Source organism: Flavobacterium denitrificans DSM 15936 (assembly GCF_000425445.1).
Classification (GTDB): domain Bacteria; phylum Bacteroidota; class Bacteroidia; order Flavobacteriales; family Flavobacteriaceae; genus Flavobacterium; species Flavobacterium denitrificans.
Map to the genome: position 1 here is coordinate 136,610 of NZ_KE384377.1, position 11,500 is coordinate 148,109.

General features: G+C 33.7%; 10 protein-coding genes. 3 read left to right on the plus strand and 7 right to left on the minus strand.

Annotated elements, in window-relative coordinates:
* The first annotated feature begins 176 nt into the window (after nt 1–176).
* From pyrF to katG, 3 genes are all read left to right on the plus strand, one after another.
* Nucleotides 177–995 carry an orotidine-5'-phosphate decarboxylase gene (gene pyrF / locus H600_RS0112370; RefSeq protein ID WP_026729075.1) on the plus strand — a complete coding sequence of 273 codons (819 nt, stop codon included), beginning with the start codon at nt 177–179 and terminating at the stop codon, nt 993–995.
* A 69-nt stretch (nt 996–1,064) separates the two neighbouring features.
* Nucleotides 1,065–1,865: an ABC transporter substrate-binding protein gene (locus tag H600_RS0112375; RefSeq protein WP_026729076.1), complete on the plus strand. Its 801-nt coding sequence runs from the start codon at nt 1,065–1,067 to the stop codon at nt 1,863–1,865.
* An 895-nt stretch (nt 1,866–2,760) separates the two neighbouring features.
* Nucleotides 2,761–4,968, plus strand: a complete 2,208-nt coding sequence (gene katG, locus H600_RS0112385; protein ID WP_026729077.1) for a catalase/peroxidase HPI — start codon at nt 2,761–2,763, stop codon at nt 4,966–4,968.
* Between the two features lie 310 nt (nt 4,969–5,278).
* On the opposite strand, the gene purU is transcribed toward katG, so the two are convergent.
* From purU to H600_RS0112420, 7 genes are all read right to left on the minus strand, one after another.
* Complete coding sequence (gene purU / locus H600_RS0112390; RefSeq protein ID WP_026729078.1) at nt 5,279–6,133, minus strand: formyltetrahydrofolate deformylase; 855 nt, start codon at nt 6,131–6,133, stop codon at nt 5,279–5,281.
* 109 nt (nt 6,134–6,242) lie between these two features.
* Nucleotides 6,243–6,959 (minus strand): DUF4197 domain-containing protein, encoded by a 717-nt coding sequence (locus H600_RS0112395; RefSeq protein ID WP_026729079.1) that lies wholly within the window; start codon nt 6,957–6,959, stop codon nt 6,243–6,245.
* A gap of 148 nt (nt 6,960–7,107) precedes the next feature.
* Complete coding sequence (locus tag H600_RS0112400; RefSeq protein WP_026729080.1) at nt 7,108–7,545, minus strand: hypothetical protein; 438 nt, start codon at nt 7,543–7,545, stop codon at nt 7,108–7,110.
* Nucleotides 7,546–7,548: 3 nt separating this feature from the next.
* A complete protein-coding gene (locus H600_RS0112405) occupies nt 7,549–7,968 on the minus strand; it encodes a cytochrome c oxidase assembly factor Coa1 family protein (protein WP_026729081.1) in 420 nt (139 codons plus the stop codon).
* A gap of 146 nt (nt 7,969–8,114) precedes the next feature.
* Nucleotides 8,115–8,984 (minus strand): hypothetical protein, encoded by an 870-nt coding sequence (locus tag H600_RS0112410; RefSeq protein ID WP_026729082.1) that lies wholly within the window; start codon nt 8,982–8,984, stop codon nt 8,115–8,117.
* Nucleotides 8,985–9,220: 236 nt separating this feature from the next.
* A complete protein-coding gene (locus tag H600_RS0112415) occupies nt 9,221–9,562 on the minus strand; it encodes a hypothetical protein (RefSeq protein WP_051234448.1) in 342 nt (113 codons plus the stop codon).
* A 175-nt stretch (nt 9,563–9,737) separates the two neighbouring features.
* Nucleotides 9,738–11,297 (minus strand): L,D-transpeptidase family protein, encoded by a 1,560-nt coding sequence (locus H600_RS0112420; RefSeq protein WP_026729084.1) that lies wholly within the window; start codon nt 11,295–11,297, stop codon nt 9,738–9,740.
* Nucleotides 11,298–11,500 lie beyond the last annotated feature (203 nt).

Consider the following 11,500-nt stretch of genomic DNA (forward strand, 5'->3'; position numbering starts at 1 on the left):
TGTTACAGGAATTCAATGTTAATTAGATAATTAGAAAATTTGGCAATTAGATAATGAAAATCCAAATAGGAATGAGGCTTCGACTCCGCTCAGCCTGACAACGCAACAAAACGTGAAACATGAAACATGAAACCAAAATATTATTTTGTAATTTTGCGCCACTATTAAAACACACTATGACAACACAACAGCTTCACGAACAAATTCTTCAAAAAAAATCATTTCTATGCGTTGGCTTAGATCCTGATTTGGATAAAATGCCACAGCATTTATTAGAAACCGAAGATCCTATTTTCGAATTCAATAAAGCCATAATCGATGCAACGCACGATTTGACTGTTGGATACAAACCCAACACAGCATTTTTTGAAGCGTACGGAATTAAAGGTTGGATGTCTTTGCAAAAAACAATTAATTACATCAATGAAAATCATCCAGACATTTTCACCATTGCCGATGCAAAACGTGGAGACATCGGGAATACATCAAGTATGTATGCAAAAGCGTTTTTTGAAGATTTGAATTTTGACAGCGTGACAGTTGCGCCTTATATGGGAAAAGATTCTGTTGAGCCTTTTCTTGCTTTCGAAAACAAACATACTATTATGCTGGCACTGACTTCAAATGATGGTGCGTTTGATTTTCAAACCTTGACTACAAACGGTAAAGAGCTTTACAAACAAGTTTTAGAAACTTCTAAAACATGGAAAAACAGCGAAAACTTAATGTATGTTGTGGGTGCAACTAAAGCCGAATATTTTGCCGAAATCAGAAAAATTGTTCCAGACAGTTTCTTGTTAGTTCCAGGAATTGGCGCGCAGGGCGGAAGCTTATCTGAAGTATGCAAATATGGAATGAATGATAAAGTTGGGCTTTTGGTAAATTCTGCAAGAGCAATTATATACGCTTCGAAAGGAACGGATTTTGCTGAAAAGGCTAGAGAAGAAGCTTTGAAAGTGCAACAGGAAATGGCTGATATTATTGCTAATAAATAAAAGTTTACAGTCACGGTTTATATTCCCAGTCTAAACTGAGACTGTAAACTGCGACTGCGACTGAATACTATGAAACAACTCATTGATCAACTGGGAACCGTTCATTCTTTTGAAACAGCTCCAAAACGAATCATTTCTCTCGTGCCTTCTCAAACAGAATTGCTTTATGATTTAGGTTTAGAAGAAAAAATTATCGGAATTACGAAGTTTTGTGTGCATCCGTTTCATTTTAAGTCTACCAAAAAGATTGTTGGCGGAACAAAGAAAATCCATTTCGAAAAAATCAAATTATTGCAACCTGATATTGTCATTTGCAATAAAGAAGAAAACACACAAGAAATTGTAGAACAATTGAGTGCCATTTGCCCAGTTTGGGTAACGAATATTGTTTCTATTGAAGATAATTTCCAAATGATTTCAGACTTCGGACAATTATTCAATTGCAGAACCGAAGCGCAAAAGTGGAATGATAAATTGACTTTCGCCCTAAGTGATTTCAAAAAATACATTCTAGATATAGAAGAAAAAAAAGCAGCATATTTTATTTGGAAGAATCCCTACATGGTTGCAGGAAATGATACCTATATAAACGAGTTATTAAAACTGAATCATTTTAAAAATATTTACAAAGACAAAGGGCGTTATCCTGAAATCGAATTAAAGAAAATGCGATTAGAAGGCGATCCAGATCTTGTTTTGCTTTCTTCAGAACCTTATCCATTTAAAGAAGAAGATGCTTTTGAAATAGGAAGATTTACGCATCACGCCAAAACCATTTTTGTCGATGGCGAAATGTTCTCTTGGCACGGCAGCCGATTATTAAAAGCTTTCCCATATTTTAAATTACTTCATGAAAGGTTGAAAAATTAATTTCAGCTTTTCTTTATTTCAGGTTTCAAGTTTTATTTACAGAAGGTATATCTAACCGCAAAGAACGCAATCCCGATAACAATAGGGAACGCGAAGTTCGCAAAGTTTTTTACATAAAGCTTTGCGAACTTTGTGTTTTTATAAGTTTCAATGATTAAAAAAAACTTTGCGTCGTTGCATTTAAATTATGTCCAAAGTCAAGCAACTTGAAACAAGGAAAAACTTAAAACCTGACTCGAGGCTGAAAGCCGAACTGGCGAAGCAAACAAAATTGATTCCAAAAAAAGAATGCCGACATCTTGAAGATGCCGGCATTATTTAACTAACCAAAACCAAAATAATAAATAACCAGTTTATTACATTACAAAGGTCTGACATATTTCCGTTTTATGATGTTAAGGTCTTGTTATTACTTTGTTGAATATAAGTTAATGTCTAAAATTACAAAGTTTTTTGAGATAATACTTTATGTCTTTATGGTAAAAATATGCCCAAAGTTAAGATAACTTGAAACCTGAAACTTGAAACAAAACAAACAAAATAGTATAAAAAAAGAATGCCGGCATCTCGAAGACGCCGGCATCATTTAACTAACCAAAACCAAAATAATAAATAACCAGTTTATTACATTACAAATGTCCGACATATATCAATCTTTTGCTGTTAAGGTTTTGTTATTACTTTGTTGACCATAAGTTAAGATTTATAAAAACCTATTTTTGAGCTTTCTGCAGCGTTAAATAATTTTTGGCTATTAAAATATAATAACAATCAATTTTGTTTATTAATATGCTAAAGATAAGTTTGTATATTTGATAAAGCGTTAAATATCAGCAATATGCTCTTTTTGAAAAAATTGGCATTTCAATAAAAATAACTTAAAAAAAACAGCAAGATGAGCGAATCAATTGAAAGTAAATGTCCTTATCATAACGGACAAATGAAAGAAACATCAGGAGCAGTAACCTCTAATAAAGATTGGTGGCCAAATCGGTTAAATCTAAACATTTTGCGTCAGCATTCTAGTTTGTCAGATCCAATGGAAAAAGGTTTTGATTATGCTGCTGCGTTCAAGACTTTGGATTTAAATGAAGTCAAAAAAGATCTTTATGCATTAATGACAGATTCTCAAGATTGGTGGCCTGCAGATTATGGCCATTATGGTCCTTTGTTCATTCGTATGGCATGGCATAGTGCAGGAACGTACCGTATTTCTGACGGGCGTGGTGGTGCCAGTTCAGGCAATCAACGTTTTGCGCCACTTAACAGCTGGCCAGATAATGGTAATTTAGATAAAGCTCGTTTTTTGCTTTGGCCTATTAAACAAAAATATGGAAATAAAATTTCATGGGCCGATTTAATGATTTTGACAGGAAATTGTGCTTTAGAATCGATGGGTTTCAAAACTTTTGGATTTGCAGGTGGTAGAGAAGATGTTTGGGAACCAGAACAAGATGTAAACTGGGGTAATGAAAAAGAATGGTTAGCTACTAGTGACAAACCAAATAGTAGATATTCTGGCGATAGAGACTTAGAGAATCCTCTTGCTGCCGTGCAAATGGGGTTAATATATGTGAATCCAGAAGGTCCAGATGGAAATCCTGACCCACTAGGTTCTGGTCGAGATATTAGAGAAACTTTTGCTCGTATGGCGATGAATGATGAGGAAACGGTTGCTTTAACAGCAGGTGGTCATACTTTCGGAAAAGCGCATGGCGCAGGAGATGCATCATTAGTGGGAGCAGAACCAGAAGGTGCAAGTATTGAGCAGATGGGATTGGGCTGGAAAAGCACATACGGAACAGGAGTAGGTGGAGATGCTATTACAAGTGGTATCGAAGGTGCATGGAAACCAAATCCTACCACTTGGGATAATGGTTATTTCGAAACCTTATTTAAATATGATTGGAAATTGACTAAAAGCCCTGCAGGTGCACATCAATGGACACCAACGGACGAAAGTGCTGCAACAATTGTAGAAGACGCACACGATCCAACGAAAAGGCATGCGCCAATGATGACCACGGCAGATATGGCCATGAAAATGGATCCTGCTTATGAGAAAATCTCAAGAGATTATATGCAGAATTTTGACAAATTTGCTGATGCTTTTGCAAGAGCTTGGTACAAACTGACGCATAGAGATATGGGGCCAATCAGCCGTTATTTAGGGCCAGAAGTTCCTAGCGAAATCTTGATTTGGCAAGACCCGATTCCTGCAGCCAAAAACGAATTAAATCATACCGATATTGCTCTTTTAAAAGAAAAAATTCTGTCTAGCGGCCTTTCAATTTCGCAATTAGTATCGACTGCATGGGCTTCGGCTTCTACTTTCAGAGGTTCTGATAAACGTGGAGGTGCTAATGGTGCTCGTATTCGCTTTGAGCCTCAAATTAGCTGGGAAGCCAATTCACCTACTCAATTAAAAAATGTATTGGCAACGTACGAGAAAATACAAAATGAATTTACTGCTACTGGCAAAGTAGTTTCTATTGCAGATTTGATCGTTTTGGGAGGTTCTGTAGGAATTGAAAAAGCGGCTGCAAATGCAGGAATAAATATTGATGCTCCTTTTACACCAGGTAGAGGTGATGCAACCTTAGAACAAACTGATGTTCATTCTTTCAACGCATTAGAGCCAAAAGCAGACGGATTCAGAAATTATAAAAGCGCTAAATGCAATTCGATTACAGAAGAGCTTCTAGTAGATAAAGCACAATTATTAGGGCTGACAGCTCCTGAAATGACTGTTTTATTGGGCGGTTTGAGAGTGTTGAACACAAATTATGATGGGTCTAAACATGGTGTATTGACAAAAAACACAGAAACATTAAACAATGATTTCTTTATCAATCTGCTAGATTTAGGTACTGTATGGAAAGCAATCGACGAAACAGCTGAAACTTTTGAAGGGCATAACCGCAAAACAGGTGAATTGAAATGGACGGCAACTCGTGCCGATCTTATTTTTGGTTCAAATTCAGAATTGCGCGCCATTGCAGAAGTTTACGCTTGCAACGATGCAAAAGAACGATTTGTAAAAGATTTCGTTACCGTATGGACAAAAGTAATGAACGCTGACCGATTTGATTTAGTTAAATAAGAATCCAAGATGCTAAGATACTAAGGAGCTAAGCTCTTTAGGAAAGGGTCTAAAACAAGACCTGCTTCCAAATGAAAACCCGATAGATGTCGGGTTTTTTATTTTTTAAAATTATAAAATTTGGTTTTGAATTCGGGATTATTGAATATTTTATCTAAACTGGACTGGACTTTAGTCTGGTTTAACGTTAACTAACAAATCCAGAATTTTGAAATGAAACCCCGACAGGTTTATAAAACCTGTCGGGGTTGTTGTATAAGTTCAAAGTAAAAAAACTTAGAAGTTTAGCATCTAAGTGTCTAAGCATCTTTTATGAAAAAACCACCGTTTTATTGCTATAAACCATTGTTTTTCTTTCAGCATGAAGTTTGATCGCTCTTGCCAAAACTATTCTTTCCAAATCACGTCCTTTCATAATGAAATCTTCAACCGAGTGAATATGTGAAACTCTCGCGATATCTTGTTCAATAATTGGGCCTTCGTCTAATTCTTCTGTAACATAGTGGCTAGTTGCGCCAATGATTTTTACACCACGCTTGAAAGCCGAATGATATGGTTTTGCACCTGGGAAAGCTGGCAAAAACGAATGATGAATATTGATGATTTTGTTTTCGTAAAGACTGATTAATTTTGGTGTAATAATTTGCATATAACGCGCTAGAACGATAAAATTGATTTCATATCTTTTTAAAAGTTCAATTTGTTTGGCTTCGCCTTCTTCTTTATTGTCTTTTGTAAAAGGAACACAGTGATACGGAATATTAAAACGTTCGGCAACACATCTTAAATCATTGTGATTGCTAATAATAACTGGGATTTCCACATTCAATTCATCAGCGCTATAACGCCCTAAAATGTCAAAAAGGCAATGATCGTATTTCGATACAAATAAAGCCATTTTAGGTTTCTGTTCCTGATTGTACAAATCCCATGACATATTAAAATCGGTAGCAATAGCTTGATCAAAATCGGCCTTAAAGCTTTCAATGGTAGTTTTTTGATTGGCAAATTCACATTCCAATCGCATAAAAAATACATTTTGTTCCACATCAACATGTTGGTCAATGTAAGTGATATTTCCTTCTACTTTAGCGATAAAAGTAGTCACTGCAGCGATAATTCCTTTTTGGTCTTTACAATGAATAAGAATGGTAATTTTTTGCATTTTGGTTTTTTGGTTTATTTTGGTTAGTGACAAAGTTACAAAGGTTCAAAGTTGCAAAGGTCCCTTTGAACCTTTGTCACTTTGTTACTTTGTACTTTCAAAAAAAAAGCTATTTTCCGTCCTGCATTGCAAAAACCTTTTGTAGCAAAGGCGTTGTTCTTGCACTGATATTATTTCGGATTTCTTTTTCTTCTACAGCAATCATTTTAAAAACGCCAGATAAAGCTTGATTGGTTGTATAATCAGTCAAATCTGGGTTTACCTTTTTCACCAGCGGTATAGTGTTATATTTTGTGATGATTTTAGTCCAAACTGCATCGGCACCCACTTTTGCGAAAGAATTCTTGATCACCGGATTAAATTTCCCGTACAAAGCTGTTGTTGTGCTTCCTTGTAAATACGTTGTCGCAGCGCTATCGTTTCCTAACAAAATATTTTTAGCATCTGTAAACGACATATTTTTAACTGCCGATACAAAAATTGGAGTTGCTTCTTTAACTGCATCTTCGGCAGCACGATTCAGCATTTTGATTCCTTCATCAGCAAGAGAGCTCAAACCAACTTTTCTTAAAGTGGCATCTACTTTTTGTAATTCTTCAGGCAATAAAATTTTTACCGCTTCATTTTTATAAAAACCGTCAACGGCAGTTAATTTGCTCACTTGTTGCGTAATTCCTTTATTTAAAGCTTCTTTTAATCCAGCCGAAATATCGACACCGCTAGTAGGTATTTGTGATGCAATTTGCGGAAGCTGATTTAAAGTCTGTTGCATTTCAGCACATGACGTCAGAGAAAAGGTTAAGGCGAATAATAAAATCTTTTTCATTTATTGGGGGTTGTTTAAGTTTCAAAAATACTACTTATTCAAAAACAACGCCACAATTTTATTTGAGGAGCAAAAAGATTTTGTTTGATTACTAACACAAATTTTAATTGTTCAAAAACAGAAGAAAAATAACCAACCAAATTAAATTCTACTTAGTTTTTGCATTCCTTTTCCATTGATAAAGTAAACCTTCAAAAAAAGATTTTTTTTCCTGTCTACTGCCATCAACAGAAACTTCAAATTTTGTATGATCTCTTTTAGTTATTAAGGCATATGGGCAGTAAGTTGCTCCAGCTATTTTTCCAGTGTCAATTTTTATAATGTCTTTATAAAAGGCAAAATCAAGCTTATTGTTCTTTGAGTTTCGTTTGTCAATCCAATAAGTCGCAACTCTTTTATTAGTGAAAAAATTACCAGCAGTTTTTTTAGTGTCTTCACTATAAAATTTATAGACAGTTTCCTTTTCATCAAGGAGTTTCAGACCTTTTATAAAATTTAAATCATCTTGATTTAGAGTTTGATGTGTTTCAATTTTGTTACAGGAAACTAGACAGATTAAAAAAATTAAAGCAAAATATTTCAGCATAAATTATTGTTTAAGCAAATCTATTTTCTCATCTGTATTTTTAATATAAACAGACAATTCACTGTATTTCCATTTTCCTCTTCTTTCTCCCACAATAAACAAAGTTCCTTTGCCTTTTGGACCTTTTATAGGTACTTGCACATCGCAAGTTCTGACTTCATTTCGAGCGTTGACAGTTCCAGAAAACATTCCATCAGTCTCTATAGGTTCACCAAGTTTCTGGATTACAATTTCATTATGCTGTACCAATGTCATAGATTCTTTGTAAGCATCTGAATCTTTAATAATTGAAGTGGCTTCATAAAAAATCCCGACTAGAAATAAAACAAAAAGTACAACGAGGGTTAAACAGCCTGTTGGCACAAACCATTTCCAGTTTTTGCTCCACCAATTTTTTCTCGGTTGATTGTAATCGTCTTGCATAAAAGAGTGATTTGAAATTCACTTGAAAGATAGGATAAAATTTAATTTTATGAAACAGCTATTTTGTTTTAATACAATAAAATACAAAAAAAAATCACCTTGTGTTCGACAAGATGATTGGTGTTGAATTTTGCTTATTGCAAATTTTATCGATTATCAAAAGCAATATCTTCTAGAGCTTTTGGATTGCTGATTGCTTTTGCAACCTCTTGTCTTCTCATACAATCATTGTCTCCAGTTCCTGTACTTAAAATTAGCTTTTTGGGCATGATTGGTTTCTTGTCGAAGATTGTCGCGTACAATAAAGTGGCTTGTAAAAATGCGCCATCATTTAAAACAGGAAAACTCTTACTTTGTTCATAGCGAAGATTGTCTTTGTCGTTCAGCAAATAGTTATAACCGTTTTTGCCTTCATATGCGTCTTTTATTGCATCACCAAAACGCAACAAACCAGCATTTTTGATAAATACCATTGCTAAAAGCGCATTTTTGCGCATTTCCTCATGATATTTATTAAATTTTGAATTGGTGTAGGCAACAGGAGGCATTCCTTCGTATATATAAACAGCTACTTCGGGGCTATTTACCTGTATTTTTTCGACTAGAAATTTTAAATTGGATCTGTATTTTTCAATATCAAACAATGCAATTGGAGTGGCTTCTTGGAGTATTACATAATCATAATAATTTCCGTCTTTATCTCTATTGGAAAAATTTTGATTTGCTTCAGTTTTATTGGTGTCATAAACTTTATCAAGGGGAACCCCCATTGTTGTTAATTGTTGCACAAATACAGCTTGATTGCTTGCATTGCATAATTCCTGAAACAAAGTTGGCGCACTGACAAAATATTCTGTGTGGTTGTTTCCTATAAATAACACTCGCTTAAATCCTTCTGCTATTGGAGCTTTTGGTTTTACAATTCCATCAGCGTTGACAGTTATATCATTTCCTTTGTTATTGCAAGCAGTAAAAACAGTTGCTATTATAGCAAAAAGGAAAATTTGTTTTTTCATTGTGAGATTTTAATTAGAGTATTTCAAAACTTTGGGCAAATCTCTCTTTAAGTATTCACAATATCATCCCTGAAAGGGTATAAAACTATCATTTTAAGATAAAGATTTTTATAATGCAAATGAGTTAAAAATTGATTGTGATTTTGCATAAAAATCAATTCAATCTCTTTTTAACTCATACTATAAATTACCTTAAAAAGGTCGTTAATTATTTTCGTTTGGGACAAAAAAGGCGTTTAAACGTATTGTAAACAATATAAATTTGGGTTGTTAACTGGATTAATTTGTCTTAAATCAGCCAATATATTTTGGGTGCAATTTTTACCGCCAATGGCTAAATAGAATAATGATTTTGAAATGTAAAGAGGTCTCAATGGAAGCGTACGCCAGGCAAGCGTCAAATTTTTTTTCAAATGTTTTAAGGCATAATTAAATGTTTTTTCTTCAGGTCGAATAAAATAAATGGTATAACTTTTAATTCTTGTCATCAAATTTGGGAACATTACAAATCGTCCGCCTTGCTGTATCAATAAGTTTATTTCAAATAAAGATAAACCTTCAATATTTTCTGTTTTCATGGTCTTTTGTTTTTGCAATTAATATTAGTGGTAGAATTATATTGCAAAGTTGCAATAGGAATCAAAATAAAAATGGACTTAAAAGTTTTAAAATTAATAAGTTAGGTTTTTTTTAATAAAGAAATCGAGAACCCATTTAATTGAATTCTCGATTAATATTTAAAAAAATAATTATTTAATTGGAAGTAAGGGATAATTGATTGCCCAATTCAGAGTCTCTTTCATAAACATCTGGAAAGAAACCAATTTCTCCATTTTCATTCACTAAAGATGTGAAATAGGTAATAAAAATGGGTACTTTTTTAGACAGTTTAAAACTGTTTTCTGCTTTACCATCCATTGCTTTATCAATTTTTGCTTGTGTCCACTCTGGATAATCTTTTAGCATTGCAATCGCTAATTCTTTTGCCATTTTTACATTGATACAACCATGGCTGAAGGTTCTTTGTTCAAAATCAAACAATGTTTTTGATGGTGTATCGTGCATATAAATATCATCTGGATTTGGGAACATAAATTTCACCAAACCTAAAGAGTTTTCTGGTCCTGGTTTTTGTCTTACTTGGCCGTTTACTATTTCCATATTTTTTTCAGCAAGATAATTTGGATCAGCGGCGATTTTAGATTTCAGTTCATTGTTTACAATACTTTGAGGTACTGTCCAATACGGGCTAAAAACGATACGGTCAATTTCGCCGTTAAAAATGGTTGTTTTGGTTAAAGGCGCTCCAACAAATACAGGGGAAGTCATTTGAACTTTTCCGTTTTTAACATACACCAATTCATATGACGGAACGTTAACCAAAACATATTCATCGCTAGCGGCAATTTGACTTGCAATTTCACGACATCTTTCCATATTAAGTTTTAAAGTTGCAACCTTATTTTCAAGCGGAATATTCATTTCCTTAATATGTTCTGCAGCCAAAATATAATTTGGTTTGAATCCGTTTCGGACTTTGTATTTCATTACCGCATCCATCAATTCACGATCATAAACATCGCTTTTAGAATCTTGTTTCAAATCACCTAACAAATATAAACGTGTTCTTACTTGGGCAATAGTGTTTGAAACAGCATCTGGGCGCAAATCTTTATAGGGAGTTTCTGCTGGAACAATAGGTTTCCATTTGCTTGATTTTTCTAATCTTTTATATTTTTTTAGAACATCTTGCAATTTGTAGTATTGATCAAATTCTACTTTTGCATTAACATCAGCAGTAGCTGTTTCTTCAATTGTGCTGTAATTTAAGAAATCTTTCAGCATCGCATCGTACGCAATTTTTTTCTTGTCGGCATTATTTTTTTTAGTGTAAACAACATACAAAGAACTTAAAAGCAGGTCGGCATCTGTTTGAGAAAGAGTACTTTTGTCTGATGAAGAACTAAATAATTGATCGATTTCATTTTGATATGGAATTACCAAATCGTTTGTGTTTTTAGCTTTTTCATATAATGCTGAGCCAAATTCGCTAATTTCATTTTCATCATACCAGATAGTTCCGGGAGTTCTATTTTTGTACAATGACATGACATCAGATTTGTATTTTTTCAAATCGGAATATCTCTTAAAAAAGTCATTTGAAACTTCGCTGTCATCATTATTTAAATTCTTCGAGACTGCGTGGGTGTTTGGAGTTTTTGTATTTAAAAAATTAGTGTTTTCGATTCTATTATAAGAAGATACAAAAAAACTCAAACCTAAAATTACGGTGAATGAATATAGTGTTTTCATTTTTTTAAATTTTTACGTTTTACTTTTTATTTGCTAAGTTTTTGGTAAAAATTTGGGGCTTTTCTACACTGCTAAATTACTATGAGAGAGCTTGAAACACGTTTTCAGATTTTATTTAAATGTTGCGAAATTGCCATGTCTTTAAGCTTTCTTTAACTTATATCAATTCATCTTGAAAATTGTTACCCTATTGTCAAAAAAAA

Bases quoted from the DNA above. Each gene is read 5' to 3' on its own strand.
- pyrF (WP_026729075.1), top strand. From the start codon at position 177: ATGACAACACAACAGCTTCACGAACAAATTCTTCAAAAAAAATCATTT.
- H600_RS0112375 (WP_026729076.1), top strand. From the start codon at position 1,065: ATGAAACAACTCATTGATCAACTGGGAACCGTTCATTCTTTTGAAACA.
- katG (WP_026729077.1), top strand. From the start codon at position 2,761: ATGAGCGAATCAATTGAAAGTAAATGTCCTTATCATAACGGACAAATG.
- purU (WP_026729078.1), bottom strand. From the start codon at position 6,133: ATGCAAAAAATTACCATTCTTATTCATTGTAAAGACCAAAAAGGAATT.
- H600_RS0112395 (WP_026729079.1), bottom strand. From the start codon at position 6,959: ATGAAAAAGATTTTATTATTCGCCTTAACCTTTTCTCTGACGTCATGT.
- H600_RS0112400 (WP_026729080.1), bottom strand. From the start codon at position 7,545: ATGCTGAAATATTTTGCTTTAATTTTTTTAATCTGTCTAGTTTCCTGT.
- H600_RS0112405 (WP_026729081.1), bottom strand. From the start codon at position 7,968: ATGCAAGACGATTACAATCAACCGAGAAAAAATTGGTGGAGCAAAAAC.
- H600_RS0112410 (WP_026729082.1), bottom strand. From the start codon at position 8,984: ATGAAAAAACAAATTTTCCTTTTTGCTATAATAGCAACTGTTTTTACT.
- H600_RS0112415 (WP_051234448.1), bottom strand. From the start codon at position 9,562: ATGAAAACAGAAAATATTGAAGGTTTATCTTTATTTGAAATAAACTTA.
- H600_RS0112420 (WP_026729084.1), bottom strand. From the start codon at position 11,297: ATGAAAACACTATATTCATTCACCGTAATTTTAGGTTTGAGTTTTTTT.